Raw genomic sequence first — 22,572 nt, 5'->3', positions numbered from 1 at the left:
CCGTGGACAAGCTCTGCGGGTTCGTCGCCCCCTCCGGGGCCAAGGCGTATTTCTTCACCGGCGAGCGCTACCTCCGCTACGACGTCGAGGCCGACGGCGCCGACGAGGGCTACCCGCTGGCGATCGCCGACCAGTGGCCCGGCCTGTTCGAGGCGGACATCGACGCCGCCCTGCCGTGGAGCGACGGCTCGGTCTTCTTCTTCCGCGGCGACCAATGCCTGTCGTACGACATCGAGAACGGGGTCGTGCTGGACGGCCCGCGGCCGATCGCCGAGATGTGGCCCGGGCTGTTCGAGTCCGGCATCGACGCCGCGATCCTGTGGGGCAGCGGCAACGCCTACTTCTTCTCCGGGGAGGAGTACCAGGAGTTCGACGGCGCGACCGGCATGATCGATCCCGAGGTCAAGCCGATCGCCGACGACTGGCCTGGAGCGTTCCCACGGATCGAGACGGCGCTGTGGTGGCCCAGCGGAAACCCGTACATCTTCTCCGGGAACGAGTACGCGAGGCTCGACCCCGACGACGGCTCCGTGGCCGCGGACTTCCCCCGGCCCGTCGAAGAGGACTGGCCGGGGCTGCCGATCGGGCCGCTGGCCGAGGACGTGCCCGAGCCTGTCGCACCGGACGGGCCGACCGGCTCGGCGCGCTCGGTCAGGGACTTCTTCCCCGAGTTCAGCGCCCCGTTGGAGGGCCGGCTCCCCTACCTGTACCAGGACGTCAAGGGCCTGGTCACCACCGGCGTCGGCAACCTCGTCGACTCCCCGGAGGAGGCGGCCGCCCTGCCGTTCGTGCACAAGGACACCGGGACCCCCGCCACCCGCGCGGAGATCGTGGCCGAGTGGCACCGGATCAAGGACGCGCCCGGCCTCGCACAGAAGGGCCACCTGGCGGCCAAGGCCATCCACACCCTGGAGCTGCCCGACGCCGCGATCGACGAGCTCGTCCGCAAGCGGTTCGACGTCAACGAGGCCCGGCTGTCGGCCTTCTTCCCCGGGTGGGCGGACTGGCCCGCCGACGCCCGGCTCGGGGCGCACAGCATCGCCTGGACCGGCTCGTTCTTCCCCACCCGCTGGCCGGGCTTCAACGCCGCCGCGAACGCGGGCCGGTGGGAGGAGGCGGCGGCCCAGTCCCACCTGCGGGAGGACGGCAACCCCGGCCTCGCCCCGCGTAACCGGGCGAACCTCCGGCTGTTCCGGAACGCGGCCGCCGTGGTCGGACGCGGCCTCGACCGGTCCCTCATCTACTACCCCGCCGCCCTGTGAGCGGCCTCTCCGTACAGTTCAGGAGCCAGCGATGGTGAACCCAGCAGGACCGATCATGGCCGGCGGCTTCGAGACCGTCACCCTCAACGACGCCGACGTCGAATACTCCCTCGTCTTCCTTCCCGACAAGCACAACGACGAGCTCCAGGCCCAAGGGTCCAACCCCGTCTTCTACTGGCTGCCCGAGCGGATGCGCCTGGCGCGCAAGCCGAACGGCGACCTGAGGCTCAGCTTCCTGCACTTCCTCGGCGTGCAGGACGGCCAGACGAACCTCGGCGTGGCCCCCGGGCAGACCCGCGAGACCTCGGGCGGGGTGCTCAGCTTCGCGATGACCGGCGCACCGCCCGAGGGCGTCCTGCGGGACGCGCACAAGCAGATCCTGGAACGGATGCAGCAGGGCAGCCGGGACCGGTTCTGGCAGGTCAAGCCGGGCGTGGCCGACCGGTCCACGATCGCCGACATCCGGCCGATCCCGATCAGGAGCTCCACGCTGCGCCTGATGATCACCGACCAGGACGGCACGCAGGGCGGCAACGCCGGCGACCCGTTCTTCGTCACCGCCCAGGGCGCCGGGCCCGGCAGCCTGATCCCCACCGCCGAGCACCCGTTCGTCGTCAATCTCGGCACGTTCGCGGCGGCGCAGGTGGAGCAGGGGCTGCTGGGCACCGAGGTGCCCATCGGGGTGACGGCCGACCTCACACTGCCGCTGTGGGCGCCGATCACGCGGCTGCATATGACCGCCAACTGGGAGCGGGTGTTCAGCCACTTCACGGCCCAGGCCAACGCCAGCTGGTGGTGGAGCTCGGGCGACCTCAAGGCCACCTGGAACACCCTGCGGATGAACGGCGACATCAAGGTCGAGCTGGAGATGGACCGCACCATCCCCGGCGCGGACAACAAGGAGGCGATGGTCACCAAGTACATCGACATGCTCGTGGCGATGTGGCTGGACCAGGCGAAGCAAGTGATCTTCCAGCCGATGCCGGAGGTCCAGGACCCGGGCCCGCCCAAGCCCGGCGGGCTGCTCAACCTCTTCGGCTGGGGCTTCGGCGCGGGGTTCAGCCTCAACTTCCGCCACGATCGGGTGGAGATCGCCAACTCCTTCACCTTCGAGGTCGACGAGATGTACGCGCAGCCGAGCACGATGGGCGGCAACGTGGACGGCGTGGCCGACCTGCTGGCCGCCCACCCGGAGCTCAAGAGCCGCTACATGCGCACGCTGTACCTGGACAACTGGGAACGCAAGATCACCACGGTCTGCCGGCCCGTCATCAAGTGGCCCGACCCGGACAACGGCGTGAGCGGCGACCCGGTGAAGTTCGCCAGCGTCCAGATCGGCTACCCCAGCGTGAACGGCGAGATCGCGTGGTCCGCCCACGACTTCCTGCCGCCGCCGCGCCCGCAGGAGGTCGACGCGACGACCGACGTGCACGGCGAGGGCGCCCCTGTCGGGGAGACCACCCCGCTCGCCCCCGCCTCCTCACCGACCCTCGTGTACGCCAGCGGCGCGACCAGCGAGGTCTTCTTCGCCCGGCAGACCCAGAAGAAGGCGGCGGAGGTCGCGGGCGCGCCGGAGGGATGGCGTCCGGACAAGGTGTTCGTCCGGCGCACCATTCAGTTCGACGAGTCGCCGTCCGCCCTCGACGACCGGTTCTCCCGGATCATCGTCGAGGCCAACGAGGTGGACCTCGACCCGGGCCCGTTCGGCACGCTCACCGACAGCCTGAACGTGGCCGTGCGCGCCGACAACGCCGGCGCGCTCGTGCTCGCCCCGATCTCGATCAACCGGGACCTGACGGCGAGCAACCAGATCGTCGAGGTGCAGGTGCAGCCCAAGGGCGAGGGCCCCGACGGCGGCGAGCGCCCGATCGTGACGTTCACCTTCACCATGGCCGACACCGGAGAGCACTACAAGGAACGCCGGTTCGCCCTCTACACGGGACAGCCGGGACGGCCGCCGGCGTACCGCTACCGCGTACGCGTGATCATCAAGGGCACGCTGTTCGAGGACGGGGACGAGTGGATCGGGCCTTGGACGGACGGCGAGGGCAGCGGCGACCTGCCCGTGCGGGTGCCGAAGAAGACCGCGCCCGGCGTCACCGTCGTGAGCCAGGACTGATCGCGATGAACACGCCAGGACTCCAGGCCGACGAGCCGGGCCCCCGCGTCGGGGCGGCCGACCGGAACGAGCCCCTGCTGCCGGACTGGCAGCTGGGCCCGCCCTGGTGGGCGCCCGCGCCGGAGCTCGTGCCCGCCGCCGAGGGCACGTTCCGGTTCCTGTTCCGCGTCACCGGTCACGACGACGAGGGATCGCCCGTCCTCACCGCGACGGTCACCGCCGTGCTGCGCTTCCCCCCGCCGCCCGCCGGGGCCCAGTCCGTCCCCTGGACGGACGTGAGTGTACGGCTGCGCATCCCGTTCGTGGACGCCGACACCGGCCGGCCGACCTCCACCGAGCTTCCGGTCGACGTGGATCGGCGCGACGACGTCGTCCACTGCCGGGCCGAGATCAGCGGAGCCGTGGCCAGGGCCGCGTACGGCGCGCTGAGCACGCCGGGCTTCCAGCCGGGCGACGGGGCGGGGGTGATCGTCAGCACGAGCTTCGTCGGCGTGCAGGAGACGCTCGCCGCGTGGGCCACCTCCGTGGTGGAGCAGGACAGGCCGCACCGTCTGGAGGTCGTTCCGGTGCGCGGATGGCCGTTCGAGGAGCCGCCCCGCGAGGAGCACCCGATCCCCGACGAGCATCCGAACTGGTCGGACGTGGTGACCACCGAGGTCCGCGTTCCCGGCGAGCTCACGACCGCCGGGCGGGGCGCGGTCCGGCTGACCCAGGTCCCGCAGCCGTTCACGTCACCGTTCAAAGAGTCACCGTTCAAAGAGTCACCGTTCGCGGAGTCGGCGGTGGCGGGGCCCGCCTTCCTGGCGGCGTCACCGGCCGAGGCCCGAGCGGAGTTCCCGGTGGAGGCCCTGATGGAGGCGACAGCGGAAGATCCGGCGGCCCCGCTGACCCTCGCCCGGGTGCCGCTCCCCCTGCCGTCCGCCGTCCGGCGCCTGGTGCTCCGGGACGACCTCGGCGGACGGCGCGACGGGATCCGCACCGGGTTCCCGGGCTCGGGCGGGCTCGCCACGGACCCCCCGTCGTTCACGATCGACATGGGCGTGTCCGTGACCCGCTCGCACCGCCTGCCGCTGCTGGTGCCGTGCCGGGACAACCCCGGCCTCTACCGGCAGGACGCCGGGGGCGCAGAGCCCGTGATCGTCGGATGCCAGGACGCCTTCCAGCTCGGCCGCGCCCCGGCCCGGCGGTTCGCGCCGGCTCCGCGCCTGGACCGCGACCACCGATACTCGGTGTGGGAGTCGCTCCAGCAGCCGGCCACCTACCTCGTCGTGCCCGCCCACTACCGGGTGGCCCGCGACGTGGCCGGCCGCCCTCAGCTGGAATGGCTGCAGGTGTTCGACGCCACCGTGGACGCGGGCCTGCCGTGCCGCCTGCAGGCCCGGTGCGTGCCCGATCTTTCGGCGGCCGAGCTCACCGAGCTGGAGTCGCTGCTGCGCGCGGACGCCGGCGGGCGCGAGGTCCGCGTGCTGCTTCCGACGTCCCCCTCGGTGGGGTCGACCGGGGTGTCGGTGCGGTCGAGCACCCTGGAGGGCGGCCTGCGCGCCGTCCTGGACGACGACGCGATCCGGCTGGCGCTGCACGTGGACTACGACGACGCCGTCGTGGCGGTCACCCAGTTGCGCGGCGGCGAGGCGGTCTCGCAGGTCGTCTTCGACACCGGCGACTCCTCCACCTCGATCGCGACCACCGTGCACCTGGACGTGGACGAGCTGGCCGGCCCGTACCCCGGCGGGCCGGTGCGGGTCACCGCGACCGGGCTGCGCAACGACGCCGACACGGCGGCCACGGTGACGGCCCTCTGGGTGCGGCCGGCGGTCGGGGGGTGGGAGCGCGTCCCGCTCGACCCGCCGGCGCGCGTGCCCGCCCACGGGGACCTCGCGCTGCCCGCCGCCGTCCGGGACGGGGCCGTCGTGCCGCAGGCGCTGCTCGACCCCGCCGACCCCGCCCAGCTGGTCGTCCGCAACGTCTACCTGGAGAACCTGCACACGGCCGTCCTGATCCGGCGCGACGTGGATCTGCGGGCCGCGGGCATCTCCGGCGTGGGGCTGGTCTTCGCGGTGTCCGGGATCGAGGTGGCGCGGGCCGTCCTCCCCGCGGACGCGCCCACGCTCGAGGTCACCCTGGTGCAGCCGCTGGTCGCCGACCGTTCGACGTTCGACCGGAAGGTCTCCGTGTCCGTCACGCTCACGAGGGACGACGGCACCGTACGGCCGGCGGCGGCCGCCCCCGTGGTCGTGGACCTCGCGGCCGGCGCGATCGTCCGGCTGTCCCGGCTCATGGAGGTGTGACGGCGGACTGGAGGCGCGCGAGCAGGGCGAGCGCCGCCTCCGACGGGCTTCCCGGTTCGGCCTGGCAGACGACGAGCTGCTGGCCTGGGGCGCTGTTGACCGTGAAGGTCTCGTAGGAGAACGTCAGCTCGCCCACCAGGGGGTGGTGGAAGCGCTTACGCTCCATGCACCGAGGCAGGATGTCGTGGCGAGCCCACATCCGTACGAAATCCGCGCTCTGGTCGGACAGCTCGTCCACGAGCAGGGGCAGGAAGGGATCTTCGGGGTCGGTGCCGGCGACGGCTCGCAGTTGCGCCACCTTCGTCGCCGCCGCATCCTCCCATTCAGGGAAGAAGGTGTGTGCCTGCGGGTCGAGGAAGCACAGGCGCAGGAGGTTGTCCTTGTGGTCGAGACCCTCGCAGAGGGCGGCGGCCAGGCGGTTGGTCGCGAGCACGTCCATCCAGCGGCCGAGGATGAACGCCGGGGTGGCGTCACACACCCGGAGCAGGCGGAGCAGGCGCAGGCTGACCTGCTCCTCCCTGCGGACCGGCCGGGGCCGGGGACGCGGGTAGGCGAGCTCGTACAGGTGCTCGGTGGCGGCGTCGTCGAGGCGCAGCACCCGGGCGAGCGCGTTGAGGACCTGCTCGGACGGACGGCGTTCCCTGCCCTGCTCCAGCCGCACGTAGTAGTCGTTGCTGACGCCGGCGAGCATGGCCACCTCTTCCCTGCGCAGGCCAGGGGTACGGCGGCGCCCCATTCGCGTCAGCCCGGCGTCCTCCAGGCTCACGGCCTCGCGGCGAGCCCGGAGAAAGTTTCCCAGGAGTCGCGGACGATCCACTTTTTCACCTTATGTCACTTATGGATGATTTTTATATAATTTGTCCTGAATTGGGGTAGTATTGGGCGAGTTGCCGATCGTTCACGAGGGCGGCGCCGACGACGTCGGAGAAGCCGAAGTGCTCGCCCCGGGCCGCCAGGACGACCAGCTCTGGGTGGCCGTGTCACACCCAGGATGGACGCTCACAGGAAGACCACGGCCTTAACCACGCGGTCTCCCTCGGCAGACGATGGCCACGTACATGGAAAGACGGCTCCCCGCCTCAGCATGCGACCTCCTCGAAGAGGAGCGACCGTGGTGCCCTTCCGAGGGCGCGGAGCCGGGCGGCCTCCCAGAAAGAGCCCTCTCGTGCGAAACACGCTCAATCTTGCCTGCGTCCCCTCGTCGCTGGCCGAATTCACCACGGCGCACCGCCGGCGGATCGTCGACACGCTGCTGGCGATCGCGATCCTCTGTTTCACCGTCCCGCAGACGCTCCTGGGTCTGTCCTTCTCCCTGTGGGGCCCGGTGCCGGAATGGATCGAGATCACCATCGAGGTGATCACCGCGGGCGCCTTGCTCGTGCGCCGGCGCACCGGGCTACCCATGATCATCGCTTCGATGCTCTGCGCCGTGATCACCGGGCAGATCGTGCCCATGGCCTTCGCCGCGTACTCGATGACGGCGGACAGCAAGGTGCGCCACTGGCAGCTGGTGACCGTCCCCCTGATCATCACTGCCACAGCCGTCGACTACGTGGACCCCAAGACGGACGACGTCCTCTACCTCTGCCTGGCGCGCGCGCTGATGCTCATCTTCATGCCCGCGCTGGTCGGCACGTGGGTGCGCGGCTATCGGGGGATGATCTCCGAGTTGCGGGCGGGGGCGCGGGAATGCGAGCAGCGGGCCGCCGTCCGGGAGCGACGCAGGATCGCGCGAGAACTCCACGACACCGTGACGCACGCGGTCACCGTGATGGTCCTCAACGCGGGGATCATCCGCGACGACGCGGACCCCGAGACCGGCAGGCTCGCCACGACTATCGAGGACAAGGGCGTGGAGGCCCTCGCCGAGCTGCGTGAGCTGCTCGCGGTGCTGCGGCGCGAGGACGGGTCCCGGATGACGGCGGGGGCCAAGGCGATCCCTTCCCTCGTGGAAGAGGCGGCCGCCACCGGCACCCAGGTCAGTCTCGACTACGACCTGCCGGACATCGGCCTCCCGATTCAGGTCGGGCACGCCTGCTACCGGGTCGTGCAGGAGGGGCTGAGCAATGTCAGGAAGCACGCTCCCGGGTCCCGCGTGCGAGTGGGCTGCGAGGCGCGCGACGGTGTCGTGACCGTCTCGGTGGTGAACGGCAGGGATGAGGGACGAGCGCGGATGTCCCTCCAGCACCTGCTTCCCCACTCCGGTTTCGGCCTGGCGGGGCTCGAGGAGCGCATCGCGATTCTGGACGGCCGGCTGGAGCGAAAGGGGACGCCCGACGGCGGCTTCATGCTGGTGGCGCGGATCCCCTTCCACCCCGCCGACGACCGCGCCGAAGATCAGGCCGACGAGATGGCGGACGGCGAGAGCGCGTGAAGCGGCCACATCTGCCGGACACTCCCTGAGTTGCTCGTCTCGCCCGCCGCGTGTGGCCGTGCGCGGGCGGACAGGGGCGCCTACAACAGCTGGGCGACCGTCTCGGCGAACTCCTCGGGGGAGACGACCCGCACGCCCAGGGATTCGGCCTTGGCCCGCTTGGATCCCGCGTTGTCGCCCGCGACGACCAGCGTGGTCTTCGCGGAGACGCTGGACGAGGCCCGGCCTGCCGCCCTCGTCACCGGCCACCGCCGCCACGCCGGGCTCGACCATGTTCACTCCGGCACGGACGAGCCCAGGACGATGAGGACGAGGAGGAGGTCCTCGATGACAACGACCTTCTCCGTCCACCCCACGCCACCTTGCACCACTATGGCGAACAACATGATCACGATGCCGGCCGCGATCGCCAGCAGCACTGCCGACACCACATGGAGAATCACGCGTTCGGCCGCGGCGAGCACCTTCAGCAGCCGCACGTCCAGGTTGGTGCGCGCGTACCGGATGACCGATGGGTGGTCCCCGAACCGCGGGTCCCGCGCGGGCGGGTCGTCGTTCACGCCTCGGCCGTGAACTGGTCGTGGTGGCCGACGAGCGCGCTGACCGATGGGCGGGGCGCGCAATGCACCTCGATCTCGGGGGGCAGTCCGCTCAACTTGGTCTCGCCGCTGCCCCACACCACGAGGTTGACTCGGCCACCGCCAGCACCATCGACGCCGGCCCGCCGTGCGAGGACAGCAGGGCCTGCTTCCAGTCCACGACCAGGACGGGCCGGTCGGCGACATGGCGCACGGCCGCCGTCACCACCACAACGTTGAGTGACAGGTAGACGCCCACGAGGACGACGGCGAGGCCGATCCCTCGCTGAAGCCCAGCAGGAACACGGCGCCGAGCAGCACCAGCAGGCCGAGCGTCACGGCCAACTGGTGCCCCTGGAGGGCACGCGGCACGAAGGGGTTCTCCAGGATGTGCGCTGTCGCGTCGGCCGCCGACAGCGTCATCGTGATCACGAAATCGGTGGCCGCGAACCCGAGCAGCACCAGGACGAGCAGCTTGCCCCACCACCTCGGGGCGAGCCGCTCCAGCATCGCGACCGAGCCCTGGCCGTGCGGACTCTCCACCGCGACCCGCCGGTAGAGCGGCAGCGCGCCGAACAGCGTGAGCGCGACGAGGAACAACGTCGCGACGGGCGACAGCAGGCCCGCCGCCAGCGCGGCGATCCCCGGCTGGTAGCCCAGGGTGGAGAAGTAGTCGAGACCGGTGAGGCACATGACCCGCCACCAGGCATGCCGCCTGTGCGGCGCCTCCACCACGTGGGGCCCGGCGGGCATCACGTCCTCGTGCTGAAGCCCCTCCAGAAGCCAGGAGCGGACGCTGTCCCTGGTCGCCATGCCGCCCACACTCGCCCTACTCCACGCATTCGCCGCCGATGGGGAGCCCCGTCTGCTCGGCGTGGCGGCGGATGATCCGCTGCGCAGTGACAATATCCTTCAACGCCCCGTCGAGCCCGGTGAGCGGTGGTTCGTCCTGGGTGACAAACCGGTGGAAGGCCACCAGTTGCCGCTCGTACGCTTCCGCGAGGTCGCGGTAGGCGACCGTGCGCTCGGCCGTGCCGGTCCGCGACAGGACGGTGAGGCTCGTCGGGGCGTTCAGCAGGTAGTGGGTCGGGAAGCACAGTTCCAGCGAGCCGTGGTCGTGGTGTACGGCGATCGTCTCCCGGTAGACGGGGTAGTCCGGCAGGTGGTGCCAGCACAGGCCGTACCTGCCGCGGGCGGGGTCCGGCAGTCTCCCGCTCACCTCGACCGAGGGCGGGAAGACGTCGCCCGGCCAGACGGACACATGGTCCACAGTCGCGGGCGAGCCGACCAGCAGCCGCATGACGGACAGCTCGTGCCGGACGTCGCCGAGCAAGACCTGGGAGTAGAGGCGCCGCAGCCGTTCCGGGACCGTTCCCAGAGCCTCGATGATCGCCTCGTTGTCGGCTTCCAGGTAGGGGGCGAGCCGACAGCAGGCGCTGCGTGGCCGGATCGTACTGCTTCACATAACCCACCATCAGCCGCGCGTCGCCGGGGATGCCGCGAAGCTCGGCCCGGCTGTAGGCGAGCGGCTTCTCGCACAGCACCCAGCAGCCGCAGGCGAGGGCCGCCTTCACGAGCGGCCCGCGAGAACCGGGCGTGAGGACGATCAGCGCGTGGAACCCGCCCGCCTCCAGCATGGCCATGGCGCGGTCGTAGGATCTAACGCCCAACTCCCGGCCGAGCGTCTCTGCGTGGTCGCCGTCCAGGTCGCACACGGCGGACACCTGGAAGATGTCCCGCCGCTTGGCGAGCAGCGGCAAGTACACGACCTGGGCCGCCACGCCCAACCCCACGAGAGCCACCTTCAGCGCGCCCACGCTCTCACCCACTCCCACGACGGGCCGTCGCCCGGCCGCTACCCCTCCTAGATCTCCCTCCAACCGGCGCTGGAGTTCGCGCTCACGAGCGCGTCGACGCGGTCGGCCAGGTACGCGTCGCGCTGGCCCGCGCTCATCACGTCCCAGCTGGCCCGTGGAACCCGGATCTCCTCGCTGACGACGTCGTGCCTGCACTGGAAGAACAGCTCGACCGTCACCATGTCACCCATGTCCTTTGACGGCATCGCTCAGTCCTCCGCTCGCCGCTCACGCGGCGACAGCTGCTCGTCGAAGACGAGGCGCCCGCCGAGCCGGGTGTAGATCTCCAGCTGGTCGAAGTACATCCGGTGACTGATGATCTTGTCGTTGCCGACCGAACAGGTACTGGTGCCCCGGACGGCGACATGGCGGCCGGTTCGTTCCAGCACCTGGCCCCCGGGCAGTAGAAAGGGCCCGGTGTGGGTGCCGGTGAGCAGCCATTCGGTCACCGCCGGATCGGCGCACAAGACGGTGTGCCAGACCGTCATGCGCATGTCGGGGAAGCCCCTGAACAGATCTTCGTAGTAGGAGGCGATCTGCTCATGCCCCTCCGCGACGCCCGCGGGGGTCACCAGGACCGCGTCCTGACTGTGACACTGGATCACCTCGTCCAGATCGTGCCTGTTGAAGGCGTCGTGCAGCCTTTGCTTGAGCCAGCGCGCGTCCGGCATGCGCATGGCGCGTCCCCCTCACTGCCAACGGTCGGACCGCGGGGCCCGCGGCCCCATGGGAGGGTCAGCGGGTGCCGGCGGGATGTAGGACAACCTTGGTCCAACCGGGATCCCGCTGGTCGAAGTGCTCGTAGCCGCCGGGCGCGTCGTCCAGATCCAACTCGTGTGAGACGACCCACGACGGCCGGGCCTTCCCTTCGTGGATGAGGGTGCAGAGCTGCCGGTTGTAGTTCTTGACGTTGCACTGGCCGTTGCCCATGGTCTGGCCCTTGAACCAGAACATCCCGTAGTCGAAGGCGATCTCGCCCTGCTTGTAGAGGTCGTCGGGGCTGCCGGGATCCATGGCGACGAACACGCCCACGACCCCGATCGTCCCGGCGAACCGCACCGACTTGACGAGGTTGTTCAGCGTCATGTTGGGATGCTCGTGCCCCTGGGGGTCGTGCGCCTGGTAGCCCACGCACTCGCAGCCCCGGTCGGCGCCCCTGCCGTGCGTGAGCTCCATGACCCGGTCGACCGGCGACGTCTTGGAGTCGTCGATCGGGATCGCCCCGATCTCCTCGGCCTTGGCCAGCCGGTCCGGGTGGCGGTCCACGACCATCACCATGCCCGCGCTCTTGAACGTCGCGGAGTAGGCGGCCATCAGGCCGACCGGCCCCGCCCCGTAGATCACGACCGAGTCGCCGGCCTGCACACAGGCGAGCTGGGTCGCGTGCCAGCCGGTGGGCCAGATGTCGGCCAGCATGACGTAGTCGGTCTGCCTCTCCCGCGCGTCCTCCGGCAGGACGAGGCAGTTGAAGTCGCCGAACGGCACGCGCAGCAGCTCGGCCTGACCGCCGTTGTACGGTCCCATGTCCGCGAAGCCGTAAGCGGCCCCGTCCACCCCCGGCTCCGGGTTGGTGGTGAGGCAGAAGGCGGTCAGGCCGCTCTCGCAGTTGGCGCAGAAGCCGCACGCGACGTTGAACGGCACGCAGACCATGTCGCCGACGCGGACGCGTACCACTCCCGGCCCCACCTCGACCACCTCGCCGAGGTTCTCGTGGCCGAGGACGCGGCCCGGCTCCAGGTCGGTCCGGCCTTCGTACATGTGCAGGTCCGACCCGCAGATGTTGGTCGTGGTGACACGGACCAGGACGTCGGTGGGCATCTCTATCCGCGCGTCCGGCACGTTCTTGACGCCGACCTGTCGGGGTCCCTCGTATACGACTGCCTTCATGATGTCCTCGCTTCTAGAGCAGCAGCTCGAAAAGGCGGATCACGCGTTCCCACTGCTCGGTTCTCGGATTCTTCAGGCCGGGATCGAGGATGGTGAACGTGCGCGCCAGCGCCAGCGACAGTCCGCCGACGATCTCGGGCAGCCGTTCCCTCACCTCCTCGCCGATGGACAGGTCGAGCGGAGGCAACGCCGCGAGCTGCTCCAGGATGGGCTTCAGCTCGATGTCCTCGTCGAGGTCGCGAAACCGGTGGATGCTCTCCTGGAGACCCTTGGTGATGGGCAGGTCCCAGGTCTCGACCACGTCCCGGACGTTCGCCTTCGCGTGGGCCTGGCCGATCACCAGCAGGTCGTACAGCTTCTGGTTCACGAAGTCGCTGTAGCGCCGGAGATCCTCCTTGTCGACGTCGAGACCCGCCGCCGTCCTGAAGAACCGCTCGAACCTCGGCACCGCCATCACTTCTGCCATCGCCAGTCCCCTTCCTCCCCGCGTGGGCGGCTCAGCCCCTCAGCTGAAGGTGTTCGTGCACGAGGCGCACGGCCATCGCGCCCTCGCCGACGGCCGACGCGACCCGTTTGATCGATCCGTTCCGCACGTCGCCGGCCGCGAACACACCCGCTCTGCTGGTCTCCAGCGGGAACGGCCGGCCGGTGGAGTCCGGCACGCCCTTCCTGCCGGAACGAGCGGCGTCCAGCCCGGTCAGGATGTATCCCCGGGAGTCGAGCGCGACCTCGTTGGCCAGCCACCGGGTGTACGGCTCCGCACCGATGAAGACGAACATCGCGCGGGCCTCGACGGTGAACCGCTCCCCGGTGACGTTGTGCTCGGCGACCACCGCTTCGAGCGTCTCCCGCCCGACCAGCCGCTGGACCTGGGTGTTCAGCATCACCTGAATGCCGGGGTGTTGTTCGATCTCGACCGCCAGGTAGCGGGACATGTTCCTGGTCAGCTCGCCGTCGCGTACGAGCAGGCGGACAGAGGCGACGTGGTGGGCGAGGAACAGCGCGGCCTGGCCGGCCGAGTTACCGCCGCCCACGACGACGACCGGGTCCCGGCTGCACATCTGTGCCTCGAACGCGGTGGCCGCGTAGTAGACGCTGGTCGCCTCGAACCTCTCCAGGCCGGGCACGACGAGCCTCCGGTAGCGGACGCCTGTCACGATGAGCAGCGTGCGCGCGTGGACCGTCGTGCCCTCCTTCAGGGTGACGAGGTGATGGCCTTCGTGCTCTCGCAGCGTGCACGCCTCCGCCGGGACGCAGAGCTCCGCGCCGAACTTGCGGGCCTGGATCATCGCCCGCTCGGCCAGCTCGCCACCGGAGATCCCGGCGGGAAAGCCGAGGTAGTTCTCGATCCGCGACGAGGTGCCCGCCTGGCCGCCCAGGGCGACACTGTCGAGGACAACCGTGCCGAGCCCCTCGGAGGCTCCGTAGACCGCGGCGGCCAGGCCAGCCGGCCCGGCTCCGACGATGAGCAGGTCGCACACCGCCTCCCGCGTGCTCGGCGCCGGGAGGCCGATGGCCCTGGCCAGCTCCGCGATGGTGGGGTTGCGCAGCACCAGCTCGCCGCGCCAGATCACGACCGGCGTCTCCGCCGGGGTGACGCCCATCCGCCGCAGGAAGCGCTCGACCTCGGCGTCCTGTTCCAGGTCGATCCACTGGTGCGGCAGCCGGTTACGCGCCGCGAACTCCCGCAGCCGGCGGCAGTCCGGCGAGTAGCGGGAGCCCACGATCCGGAAACCGGCCCCCAGTCGGATGAGCATCGAGCGGCGGATGAGGTAGGCGCGCAGGACGAGGTCGCCCAGGATCTCGTCGCCCGCGACAAGCCGGCGGAGCTCGTCCACGGGCACGGCGAGCACCTCGCCGTCCTCCGCCACCACGGCGGTTATGAAGCTGGCCTGGCCGGTGAGCACGTTGAGCTCGCCCAGGAACCGGCCCGCGCCGTGGACTCTGATCACTTGATCGTCGACTCCGTACCCCTTCACGGTCGCCACCTTGCCGCTCAGTACGACGAAGAAGGCGGCGCACGGGTCGCCCTCCGCGAACAGCACGTCGTCCCGGTGAGCCAGGCGACGCTCGCCGTGGGCGCCCAGCGTCCGCATCTGCACATCGCTCAGCCGGGGGTAGGCGCCCTGCAGATCGGGCGACTCGAGGAGCTCATCCGGCCAGCGCATCGCCGACCCACTCCCGTAACACGGGCGCCGGCGCCGCACCGGCCCGATGGGCCACGACCCGCCCGAGCCGCAGGACGACGAGCGTCGGCACGGCTCGCACGTCGAAGCGCCGCGATGTCTCGGGTGCCTCGTCGATGTTCACCTTCACCAGCTTGATCCGCCCGGCCAGCTCGGTGGCGACCTGTTGGAGCGCCGGGCTCACCATGCGGCATGGTCCGCACCAGGACGCCCAGAAGTCGACGACGACCGGAACCCGCGCCGCCTCGGCGACCTCGGTGAAGTCCTCGTCCCCCGCGTCCACCACCCAGGGCAGCGACTCGCGGCACTCGCCGCAGCGCGGGACCCCGGCACCCGCCCGGGGCACGCGGTTGTTGCGGCCGCAGTGCGGGCACCGGACGACGCTCGACTCCGTGACCTTCGGCGGCATCGGTCAGCCCTCCGGGTTGTCGTATGTGACGACGAGCTCGCCGCCGGACAGCCCCACCCGGATGGTCGCGCCGTCCCTGACGTCACCGGCGACCAGCGCCCGCGCGACCCGGGTCTCCACCTCGCGGGCGATGTAGCGGCGCAGCGGACGGGCTCCGTAGATCGGGTCGAACCCGCGCTCGGCGATGTGGCGGACCGCCTCCGGGCTGATCTCGAGCGTCATCCTGCGCTCGGCGAGCCGCGCTCTGATGTCGTTGAACATCAGCGTGACGATCTGCTCGATCTCGGCCTCGGTGAGTGGCTTGAACAGCACGATGTCGTCGATGCGGTTGAGGAACTCGGGGCGGAAGCGGGCGCGCAGCTCCGCCATGACCATCTCGCGCACCTCCGGGTCGATCTCGCCCGACGGTGCCGCCTTCTCGCTGAGGTAGTGCGAGCCGATGTTGGACGTCATGATGATCACGGTGTTGCGGAAGTCGACCGTGCGCCCCTGGGCGTCGGTGAGCCGCCCGTCGTCCAGCACCTGCAGCAGGGTGTTGAACACGTCCGTGTGCGCCTTCTCGATCTCGTCGAAGAGCACCACGGAGTAGGGCTTGCGCCGCACGGCCTCGGTGAGCTGGCCGCCCTCCTCGTAGCCGACGTACCCGGGCGGGGCGCCGACGAGGCGGCTGACGGTGTGGCGCTCCTGGTATTCGCTCATATCCACGCGGACGATGTTCTCCTCGGTGTCGAACAACGCCTCGGCCAGCGTCTTGGCCAGCTCGGTCTTGCCGACTCCGGTCGGCCCGAGGAAGATGAACGACCCGATCGGGCGGCGGGGGTCCTTGATCCCCGAGCGCGCCCGGATGATGGCGTCGGCCACCGCCCGCACGGCCTCGTCCTGGCCGATCACCCGCTGGTGCAGGATCTCGTCGAGCCGTAGCAGCTTCTCCCGCTCGCCCTCCTGCAGGCGGCTGATCGGGATGCCGGTCCACCGCGACACGATGCCGGCGATCTCCTCCTCGGTCACCACCTCGCGCAGCAGCCGGTGCCCGCCCTGCTTGCTCTCCAGCTGTTCCTCCGCGGCACGCAGCCTGCGCTCCAGTTCGGGAAGCCTGCCGTGACGCAGCTCGGCCGCGCGGTTCAGGTCGTACATGCGCTCGGCCTGCTCGGCCTCCCGGCGTACGCTCTCGATCTCCTCGCGCAGCTGCTGCACCTTGCGCAGGGCGTGCCGCTCGGCCTCCCACTGGGCCCGCATGGCGTCGGCCTCGGCCCGCAGGTCGGCCAGCTCCTTGCGTAGCGTCTCCAGGCGCTCCCGGCTCGCCGGGTCGTCCTCCTTCGCGAGCGCCGCCTCCTCGATCTCCAGCCGCGTCACCCGGCGGGTCAGCTCGTCCAGCTCGGCAGGCATCGAGTCGATCTCCGTACGAAGCATGGCGCACGCCTCGTCGACCAGGTCGATCGCCTTGTCAGGGAGGAAGCGGTCGGAGATGTAGCGGTGGCTCAGCACGACCGCGGCGACGATCGCGCCGTCTTGGATCTTCACGCCGTGGAAGACCTCGAGCCGCTCGCGCAGCCCGCGCAGGATGGAAATGGAGTCCTCGACTGACGGCTCGTCGACGAAGACGGGCTGGAAGCGGCGCTCCAGCGCGGCGTCCTTCTCGATGTGCTTGCGATACTCCGCCACGGTCGTCGCGCCGATCATGTGCAGCTCGCCGCGGGCCAGCATCGGCTTCAGCATGTTGCCGGCGTCCATCGCCCCCTCCGCGGCGCCCGCGCCGACCACCGTGTGCACCTCGTCGACGAACAGCAGGATGCGTCCCTCGGACGCCGTCACCTCGGTGAGCACGGCCTTCAGCCGCTCCTCGAACTCGCCGCGGTACTTCGCCCCCGCGACAAGCGCGCCCATGTCCAGGCTGAAGATCGTCTTGTCCTTCAGGCCCTCCGGCACGTCGCCGCGCGCGATGCGCTGCGCGAGGCCCTCCACGATCGCCGTCTTGCCCACGCCCGGGTCGCCGATCAGGACCGGGTTGTTCTTGCTCTTGCGGGACAGGATCTGGACGACCCGGCGGATCTCGCCGTCCCGCCCGATGACCGGGTCGAGCTTGTCCGCCCGCGCCGCGGCGACGAGGTCGCGCCCGTACTTCTCAAGCGCCTCGTACGCGACCTCCGGATTGGCGGAGGTCACCCGCTGATTCCCGCGTGCCTGCGTCAGGACCTGCAGGAAGCGCTCACGGGTCAGCCCGTGTCCTTTGAGCAGCCGGCCCGCCGCGCTGTCGACGCCCTCGTCCAGCAGCGCCATCAGCAGGTGCTCGACTGATACGTACTCGTCCTTCAGCCGGCCGGCCTCCCGCTCGGCGGCGTCGAGCAGCCGCGACAGCCGTTGGGTGACGTAGACCTGGCCGGGAGCGGCGCCGGGACCGGTGACGCGGGGCCGCCGCTCCAGCTCGTGCTCCAGTTCGAGCCGAAGCTTGTCCGGGTCGGCGCCGGCGGCGGACAGCAGGCGCGGGACGAGCCCGTCGGGCTGGCGGACCAGCGCCAACAGCAGGTGCTCCCCGTCGACCTCGGTGTGTCCGAAGCGGATCGCCGCGGTCTGGGCGTCGTGCAGGGCCTCCTGCGACTTCTGCGTCAGGCGGTTCAGGTCCACGATCTGTCTCCGGTCCATCTCGTATGGGTGCGCAGAGCCGCCTCCAGCTCCGCGATGCGGTCTAGGAGGTCCGTCACGAGGCCGAGGGAGGCGTAGTTGACGCCGAGCCCCGCGTGCAGGCGCTGAAGGCGCCCCACGGCGGCGACCTGAGCGGGCGGGAAGCACAGGCCGCCCGCGAAGCCGGTCCAGGCGTCGATCAGCCCGAGCGCCACCAGGCGACGCACCAGTTCCGGGTGCAGTCCCGTGGCCCGGGAAAAGGACTCCAGGTCCAGGTGCCCGACGTCCACCTGGGCGAGCCGGACGAGCGGATAGGTCATGACGGGCTCCTCGGGTTGAACGCCGAGATCCTGGCCAGTTGCTCGTACAGGCGGCGCTCCTCGTCGCCGAGCGTGGGCGGCACCATGATCCGGGCCTCGGCCAGCAGGTCTCCGGGCCGGCCGCGCGGGTTCGGCATACCCTGTCCGCGCAGGCGCAGGCGGCGCCCGGACGAGGTGCCCGGCGGCACCTTGACCTTCGCCTCCCCGCCGGGCGTGTCGACCGCGACGGTCGCCCCCAGCGCGGCCTCCGACGGCGTCAGCGGGAGGCGAACGTGGATGTCGCGCCCCTCCAGGCGGTAGCGGGGGTGGTCGGCGATCCGCGCGATCAGGTAGAGGTCGCCCGCCCTGGCGCCGTCGCTGCCCGCGCCGCCCTGGCCCGCGAGCCGGATCCGCTGGCCGTCGGTCACCCCGGGGGGAACGTTCACCTGGAGGGTCCGCCCGCCTCCCGGGCCGGGGATAGTTATGGTCCGCCGGCCGCCGCGGTAGGCCTCCTCGACCGTGAGCGGCAGCTCGGCCTCGTGGTCGGCGCCAGGCACCGGGCCCCAGCCGCGGCCGGTCGCGCTGCGCCTGCGCTTGCCGAAGGCGCCGCCGAGCAGGTCTTCGAGGTCGATGCCCTCGAAGCCCTCGCCGGTGGTGAAGTGGATCTCCTCCCCGCCCGGTCCGCGCGCCCAGCCGGGCCCCTGTCCCGCCCAGCCTGGTCCCGCGCCGGCTCCCGCTCCGGCGCGGGCGCGGGCGTACGTCGCCGGGTCGACGCCTTCGGGTACGCGGCGGAAGTCCGGCCCGAACGCGTCGTACCGCCGCCGCGTCCCGGGGTCCGACAGCACCTCGTACGCCTCCGAGACCTCCTTGAAGCGGTCCTCGGCGTCGGGGGACTTGTTGACGTCGGGATGGTAGGCGCGGGCCAGCTTCCTGTAGGCCCGCTGGATCTCGTCCTGGTCCGCCGTTCTCGGCACGCCCAGGATCTCGTAGAAGTCGCGCTCCGCCATCACTCGTCGGCCTTCGTGGAGACGACGACGGAGGCCGGGCGCAGTTGCGTCCCGTCCTCGCCATAGCCGGGCCGTACGACCTCGACCACGGTGCCGGGGTCGGCGTCCGGGACGGCGACAGTGCCGACCGCCTCATGCCTGGCGGGGTCGAACCGCGTGCCCACGTCGTCCCTGCGCGGAAAGCCGAGGCGCGCGAGCACGCCGACCGCCTGATCGCGGACGGCCCGAACCCCCTCGATCACCGCGTCGGCGTCGGCATCCGCGTGTTTGAGCGCGAGTTCGAGGTTGTCGACCACCGGCAGCCACTCCGCCGCCACGCGCATGCGCTCGTCGATCCGCTGCCGCTCCATGTCGCGCGCGACCCGTTTGCGGAGGTTGTCGAGCTCAGCGACGGCGCGCAGCCATCGGTCCTCCAGCTCGGCGAGCTGCTCCGCAACGGGTTCCTCGACGGCCTGCCGGGGCTCCGGAGGTGCTTTCTCGTTCCGCTCGGTCATGTCACGTCACGGGCTGCTGGGGCTGGTGAACTCGGCGTCGATGACGTCCTCGTCCGACCCGCCCGCGGAGGGCTGCGCGGACTGCGCCTGTCCCTGGGTCTGGCCGGAAGCGGCGGACGCCGTCATGCCGAGGCCGTGGTAAACCTGCTGCAGCTCCGCTGTCAGGCTGCGCAGCCGGTCGACGGGCACCTCCTCCTTGATCGCCTGACGTGCTTCCATGATCAGTTGCTCGGCCCGCGCCTTCTCGTGCACCGGGACCGCGTCGCCCAGCTCCGACAGCCGGCGCTCGACCTGGTAGGCGGCGGAGTCCAGCTCGTTACGAGCGTCGATCGCGGCACGAAGCTGGGCGTCTTCGTTGCGGTGCCGCTCCGCGTCGGCGATCATCCGCTCGATCTCGCTCTGGTCCAGGTTGGAGCTCTCGCTGATCGTGATGCGCTGCTCGGCGCCGGTGTCCTTGTCCTTGGCGGAGACGTTCAATATGCCGTTGGCATCGATGTCGAAGGTGACCTCGATCTGCGGCACCCCGCGCGGGGCGGGCCGGATGTTCTCCAGCCGGAACCGGCCGAGCACCCGGTTGTCCGCGGCGCGCTCGCGCTCGCCCTGCAGGATGACGATGTCCACGGCCGACTGGTTGTCCTCCGCGGTGCTGAACGTCTCCGTGCGGCGGGCCGGGATGGTGGTGTTCCGCTCGATGATCTTCGTCATCACGCCGCCGAGCGTCTCGACGCCGAGCGACAGCGGCGTGACGTCCAGCAGCACGACGTCCTTCAGCTCGCCCTTGATGATGGCGGCCTGGACGGCCGCGCCGACGGCCACGACCTCGTCCGGGTTGACCGTCATGTTCGGGTCCTTGCCCGTCAGCCGCCGCACGAGTTGCTGCACGGCGGGCATACGGGTGGAGCCGCCGACGAGGATCACCTCGTCGAGGTCGTTCGTCGTCAGCTTCGCGTCGGCCATGGCCTGCTCCACCGGCCCCCGGCAGCGTTCGAGCAGGTCGCGGGTGATCTGCTCGAAGGTCGAGCGCATGAGCGTGGTGTTCAGGTGCTTGGGGCCGGTCGCGTCGGCCGTGATGAACGGCAGGCTGACCTGCGTCTGGGTGACCGCCGACAGCTCCACCTTGGCCTTCTCCGCGGCCTCGAACAGCCGCTGGAGGGCCTGCGGATCGCGCCGCAGGTCGATGCCCTGCTGCTTTTGGAACTCGTCGGCCAGGTGGTCGACGACGCGCCGGTCGAAGTCGTCGCCGCCCAGGTGAGTGTCACCCGAGGTGGCGCGGACCTCGATGACGCCCTCGCCGATGTCGAGGACGCTGACGTCGAACGTGCCCCCGCCCAGATCGAACACGAGAACGGTCTCGCTGCCCTTCTTGTCCAGGCCGTACGCCAGGGCCGCCGCGGTCGGCTCGTTGATGATCCGCAGGACCTCCAGGCCGGCGATCTTGCCGGCGTCCTTGGTGGCCTGTCGCTGCGCGTCGTTGAAGTACGCAGGCACCGTGATGACGGCCTCGTTGACCTTCTCCCCCAGGAACTTCCCGGCGTCCGAGGCCAGTTTGCGCAGCACGAAGGCGGCGATCTCCTCCGGCGCGTACAGCTTGTCGCGGACCTTGAACCGCACGGCGCCGTCCGGGCCCGGCACGACGTCGAACGAGACCGCCTTGATCTCGCTCTGCACCTCGTCGAACTTGCGCCCGATGAAGCGCTTGGCCGAATAGATCGTGCCCTTCGGGTTGAGGATCGCCTGGCGTCTGGCCATCTGGCCCACCAGCACCTCGCCCTGGTCCGTGAAGGCCACCACCGAGGGAGTCGTGCGCGACCCCTCGGCGTTCGGGACGACCGTCGGATGCGCGTCCTCGGTGGTCGCGATGACCGAGTTCGTCGTGCCGAGGTCGATGCCCACCGCCTTGGCCATGTCCTCATCCCCCTCCTGGCGCTCACCTGAGCGCAGCGGCCTCACGAGCGTCGGTGAGCACTCGCCGGGCCTCGTCGGCGAATTCGGCGTCCACGAGGATGTCGTAGTGGTCGGCGACGACCGCAGGCATCGAGGCGAACGCCCGGTGCTGCACCACGTGACTGATCGCACCCCACACGACGCCGAAGATCAGCCCGAGCACGATCGAGGAGCCGATGGCCCATCCGGCCCACGGGCTGAAGATCGCGAATATCAAGCCGATGAGAAGACCGATCCAGCCGCCGGTACCCGCGCCGGTGACGAGCGCCCTGCCGAGGCCCCATCGCCCGAGCACCTTCTCCTCCCACCGCAGATCGCAGCCCACGATGGTGACGTGGGCGATCGGGAAGTCGTGGCGGGCCAGGACGTCCACCGCGTGCTGGGCCGCGTCGTAGCTGCTGTAGGTGGCCAGCACCACCTTGTGGGGCCCTGCTGTTCTCGGGACGCTCACGGGACCAACCCCTCGGATATTTCAGCTCGTGAAGACAACTTGCTCCGCCGCTGCTGCGTATCGGCCCGAGCGCGAGAACCGGAATCCACGCCACCTTCGATGCTGGCGGTGTCAGGCTCTACCAGCGAGAACAATCCCTATGACGCATATCCCCGTCGGCTTGTGGAACACCTCGACGCGATTTTCGTCTTCCATACCAGGATCCCGCGTGCCGTTCCCTCGCACCACCCTTCCCGTCCCTCATTTGCCTCCCATGAGCAGTAGCAGGTCGCCCAGTGGGAGCGCCAGATAAGAAGCAAATTCGTACTTTCTCGGTCAGGCGTCGTGGCTCCCCGAAATTCACCTTTCCCGTCCCGCCGGACGGCCCGGGTGATGCACCCGCGCGGAGATCTGCTGGTACACGCGTTCGTAGGCCTCGGTAATCACCGGGACGTCGAAGCGTTCGGGGCGTCGGCAACGGTCATGGTCGTGCCGTCGATCGCGCAGATCAGCAGGTTCCGCCAGCGCAGGCCGGGCACCCGCACCCCCGCGGCGGGCTTTGCGACGGCGCCGTACCCGAAAGCGGGCTCGACCTGCTCGCCATCGGCCTCGACCGATTCGAGTCGGCGATGCCGAACTGGACGCGGTCGCCTCCGGCGCGTCGGTGTTCAAGGCGATCCGAGGAGAGTACGGGTCCGGTAAGACGTTCTTCACGCGATGGCTGGGGGAGCGGGCCAAACGGCGGAACTTCGCCTTCGCCGAGATTCAGATCTCGGACACCGAGACGCCCCTCCACCGGGTGGAGACTGTCTACCGGAGA

The 22,572-nt window shown here is 70.4% G+C and carries 21 protein-coding genes and 2 pseudogenes; 5 read left to right on the top strand and 18 right to left on the bottom strand.

What is annotated here, in order from left to right:
- Positions 1-2: 2 nt before the first annotated feature.
- From ACIBK1_RS30910 to ACIBK1_RS30900, 3 genes are read left to right on the top strand one after another with little or no spacing between them, the layout of a single operon-like run.
- On the top strand, positions 3-1,262 hold the full coding sequence (locus ACIBK1_RS30910) for a hemopexin repeat-containing protein (RefSeq protein WP_197042495.1): 1,260 nt from the start codon (positions 3-5) through the stop codon (positions 1,260-1,262).
- Between the two features lie 31 nt (positions 1,263-1,293).
- The gene (locus tag ACIBK1_RS30905; RefSeq protein ID WP_396739209.1) at positions 1,294-3,381 is read left to right on the top strand and encodes a hypothetical protein; all 2,088 of its coding nucleotides are present in this window, start codon (positions 1,294-1,296) and stop codon (positions 3,379-3,381) included.
- Positions 3,382-3,386: 5 nt separating this feature from the next.
- Positions 3,387-5,669, top strand: coding sequence for a hypothetical protein (locus ACIBK1_RS30900; protein WP_396739207.1), 2,283 nt, complete (start codon positions 3,387-3,389; stop codon positions 5,667-5,669).
- Here ACIBK1_RS30900 and ACIBK1_RS30895 read toward each other — a convergent pair.
- Complete coding sequence (locus ACIBK1_RS30895; protein ID WP_030506668.1) at positions 5,656-6,486, bottom strand: helix-turn-helix transcriptional regulator; 831 nt, start codon at positions 6,484-6,486, stop codon at positions 5,656-5,658. The genes ACIBK1_RS30900 and ACIBK1_RS30895 overlap by 14 nt on opposite strands.
- A gap of 348 nt (positions 6,487-6,834) precedes the next feature.
- On the opposite strand from ACIBK1_RS30895, the gene ACIBK1_RS30890 reads away from it, so the two are divergent.
- Entirely contained in the window at positions 6,835-8,043 is a 1,209-nt protein-coding gene (locus ACIBK1_RS30890; protein WP_030506669.1) for a sensor histidine kinase, read from the top strand.
- Positions 8,044-8,123: 80 nt separating this feature from the next.
- On the opposite strand, the gene ACIBK1_RS30885 is transcribed toward ACIBK1_RS30890, so the two are convergent.
- From ACIBK1_RS30885 to ACIBK1_RS30805, 17 genes and pseudogenes are all read right to left on the bottom strand, one after another.
- A complete protein-coding gene (locus tag ACIBK1_RS30885; RefSeq protein ID WP_156080812.1) occupies positions 8,124-8,285 on the bottom strand; it encodes a BRCT domain-containing protein in 162 nt (53 codons plus the stop codon).
- A 33-nt stretch (positions 8,286-8,318) separates the two neighbouring features.
- A complete protein-coding gene (locus tag ACIBK1_RS30880; RefSeq protein ID WP_396739204.1) occupies positions 8,319-8,603 on the bottom strand; it encodes a hypothetical protein in 285 nt (94 codons plus the stop codon).
- A 240-nt stretch (positions 8,604-8,843) separates the two neighbouring features.
- Positions 8,844-9,434 carry a hypothetical protein gene (locus tag ACIBK1_RS30875; RefSeq protein WP_231513774.1) on the bottom strand — a complete coding sequence of 197 codons (591 nt, stop codon included), beginning with the start codon at positions 9,432-9,434 and terminating at the stop codon, positions 8,844-8,846.
- A gap of 16 nt (positions 9,435-9,450) precedes the next feature.
- Positions 9,451-9,954, bottom strand: coding sequence for a hypothetical protein (locus ACIBK1_RS30870; protein ID WP_396739202.1), 504 nt, complete (start codon positions 9,952-9,954; stop codon positions 9,451-9,453).
- A 229-nt stretch (positions 9,955-10,183) separates the two neighbouring features.
- Positions 10,184-10,387: pseudogene (locus ACIBK1_RS30865) on the bottom strand (Gfo/Idh/MocA family protein); the annotation flags it as partial.
- A 98-nt stretch (positions 10,388-10,485) separates the two neighbouring features.
- On the bottom strand, positions 10,486-10,683 hold the full coding sequence (locus ACIBK1_RS30860; RefSeq protein ID WP_030506672.1) for a DUF7167 family protein: 198 nt from the start codon (positions 10,681-10,683) through the stop codon (positions 10,486-10,488).
- A gap of 3 nt (positions 10,684-10,686) precedes the next feature.
- Positions 10,687-11,154 (bottom strand): ester cyclase, encoded by a 468-nt coding sequence (locus tag ACIBK1_RS30855; RefSeq protein ID WP_051761411.1) that lies wholly within the window; start codon positions 11,152-11,154, stop codon positions 10,687-10,689.
- A gap of 58 nt (positions 11,155-11,212) precedes the next feature.
- On the bottom strand, positions 11,213-12,364 hold the full coding sequence (locus tag ACIBK1_RS30850) for a glutathione-independent formaldehyde dehydrogenase (RefSeq protein ID WP_030506674.1): 1,152 nt from the start codon (positions 12,362-12,364) through the stop codon (positions 11,213-11,215).
- 13 nt (positions 12,365-12,377) lie between these two features.
- Positions 12,378-12,830, bottom strand: coding sequence for a DUF1931 family protein (locus ACIBK1_RS30845; RefSeq protein ID WP_030506675.1), 453 nt, complete (start codon positions 12,828-12,830; stop codon positions 12,378-12,380).
- A gap of 31 nt (positions 12,831-12,861) precedes the next feature.
- On the bottom strand, positions 12,862-14,532 hold the full coding sequence (locus tag ACIBK1_RS30840; RefSeq protein WP_396739199.1) for an FAD-dependent oxidoreductase: 1,671 nt from the start codon (positions 14,530-14,532) through the stop codon (positions 12,862-12,864).
- On the bottom strand, positions 14,516-14,959 hold the full coding sequence (gene trxA, locus ACIBK1_RS30835) for a thioredoxin (protein WP_030506677.1): 444 nt from the start codon (positions 14,957-14,959) through the stop codon (positions 14,516-14,518). Before trxA ends, ACIBK1_RS30840 begins: the two co-directional genes overlap by 17 nt.
- Before the next feature lie 3 nt (positions 14,960-14,962).
- Positions 14,963-17,599, bottom strand: a complete 2,637-nt coding sequence (gene clpB / locus ACIBK1_RS30830; RefSeq protein WP_221264267.1) for an ATP-dependent chaperone ClpB — start codon at positions 17,597-17,599, stop codon at positions 14,963-14,965.
- A complete protein-coding gene (locus ACIBK1_RS30825; RefSeq protein WP_036405444.1) occupies positions 17,572-17,898 on the bottom strand; it encodes a chaperone modulator CbpM in 327 nt (108 codons plus the stop codon). The genes clpB and ACIBK1_RS30825 overlap by 28 nt, the downstream gene beginning before the upstream one ends.
- A complete protein-coding gene (locus ACIBK1_RS30820; protein ID WP_396739197.1) occupies positions 17,895-18,884 on the bottom strand; it encodes a DnaJ C-terminal domain-containing protein in 990 nt (329 codons plus the stop codon). Before ACIBK1_RS30820 ends, ACIBK1_RS30825 begins: the two co-directional genes overlap by 4 nt.
- A complete protein-coding gene (locus ACIBK1_RS30815) occupies positions 18,884-19,378 on the bottom strand; it encodes a nucleotide exchange factor GrpE (RefSeq protein WP_081903337.1) in 495 nt (164 codons plus the stop codon). The genes ACIBK1_RS30820 and ACIBK1_RS30815 overlap by 1 nt, the downstream gene beginning before the upstream one ends.
- 6 nt (positions 19,379-19,384) lie before the next feature.
- On the bottom strand, positions 19,385-21,283 hold the full coding sequence (dnaK, locus tag ACIBK1_RS30810) for a molecular chaperone DnaK (protein ID WP_396739195.1): 1,899 nt from the start codon (positions 21,281-21,283) through the stop codon (positions 19,385-19,387).
- Positions 21,284-21,305: 22 nt separating this feature from the next.
- Positions 21,306-21,773 (bottom strand): general stress protein, encoded by a 468-nt coding sequence (locus tag ACIBK1_RS30805; RefSeq protein ID WP_396739193.1) that lies wholly within the window; start codon positions 21,771-21,773, stop codon positions 21,306-21,308.
- A 643-nt stretch (positions 21,774-22,416) separates the two neighbouring features.
- On the opposite strand from ACIBK1_RS30805, the pseudogene ACIBK1_RS30800 reads away from it, so the two are divergent.
- Positions 22,417-22,545 (top strand): annotated as a pseudogene (locus ACIBK1_RS30800) (BREX system ATP-binding domain-containing protein); the annotation flags it as partial.
- Between the last annotated feature and the right edge of the window lie 27 nt (positions 22,546-22,572).

Source organism: Microbispora rosea (assembly GCF_044460045.1).
Classification (GTDB): Bacteria; Actinomycetota; Actinomycetes; order Streptosporangiales; family Streptosporangiaceae; genus Microbispora; species Microbispora rosea.
This window is presented reverse-complemented; position numbering and strand designations above follow the sequence as displayed.

What these genes read in the sequence shown, in the direction of transcription:
- ACIBK1_RS30905 (WP_396739209.1), top strand. Translation starts at nt 1,294, where the DNA reads ATGGTGAACCCAGCAGGACCGATCATGGCCGGCGGCTTCGAGACCGTC.
- ACIBK1_RS30900 (WP_396739207.1), top strand. Translation starts at nt 3,387, where the DNA reads ATGAACACGCCAGGACTCCAGGCCGACGAGCCGGGCCCCCGCGTCGGG.
- ACIBK1_RS30875 (WP_231513774.1), bottom strand. Translation starts at nt 9,434, where the DNA reads ATGGCGACCAGGGACAGCGTCCGCTCCTGGCTTCTGGAGGGGCTTCAG.
- ACIBK1_RS30860 (WP_030506672.1), bottom strand. Translation starts at nt 10,683, where the DNA reads ATGCCGTCAAAGGACATGGGTGACATGGTGACGGTCGAGCTGTTCTTC.
- ACIBK1_RS30855 (WP_051761411.1), bottom strand. Translation starts at nt 11,154, where the DNA reads ATGCGCATGCCGGACGCGCGCTGGCTCAAGCAAAGGCTGCACGACGCC.
- ACIBK1_RS30850 (WP_030506674.1), bottom strand. Translation starts at nt 12,364, where the DNA reads ATGAAGGCAGTCGTATACGAGGGACCCCGACAGGTCGGCGTCAAGAAC.
- ACIBK1_RS30845 (WP_030506675.1), bottom strand. Translation starts at nt 12,830, where the DNA reads ATGGCAGAAGTGATGGCGGTGCCGAGGTTCGAGCGGTTCTTCAGGACG.
- ACIBK1_RS30840 (WP_396739199.1), bottom strand. Translation starts at nt 14,532, where the DNA reads ATGCGCTGGCCGGATGAGCTCCTCGAGTCGCCCGATCTGCAGGGCGCC.
- trxA (WP_030506677.1), bottom strand. Translation starts at nt 14,959, where the DNA reads ATGCCGCCGAAGGTCACGGAGTCGAGCGTCGTCCGGTGCCCGCACTGC.
- clpB (WP_221264267.1), bottom strand. Translation starts at nt 17,599, where the DNA reads ATGGACCGGAGACAGATCGTGGACCTGAACCGCCTGACGCAGAAGTCG.
- ACIBK1_RS30825 (WP_036405444.1), bottom strand. Translation starts at nt 17,898, where the DNA reads ATGACCTATCCGCTCGTCCGGCTCGCCCAGGTGGACGTCGGGCACCTG.
- ACIBK1_RS30820 (WP_396739197.1), bottom strand. Translation starts at nt 18,884, where the DNA reads ATGGCGGAGCGCGACTTCTACGAGATCCTGGGCGTGCCGAGAACGGCG.
- ACIBK1_RS30815 (WP_081903337.1), bottom strand. Translation starts at nt 19,378, where the DNA reads ATGACCGAGCGGAACGAGAAAGCACCTCCGGAGCCCCGGCAGGCCGTC.
- dnaK (WP_396739195.1), bottom strand. Translation starts at nt 21,283, where the DNA reads ATGGCCAAGGCGGTGGGCATCGACCTCGGCACGACGAACTCGGTCATC.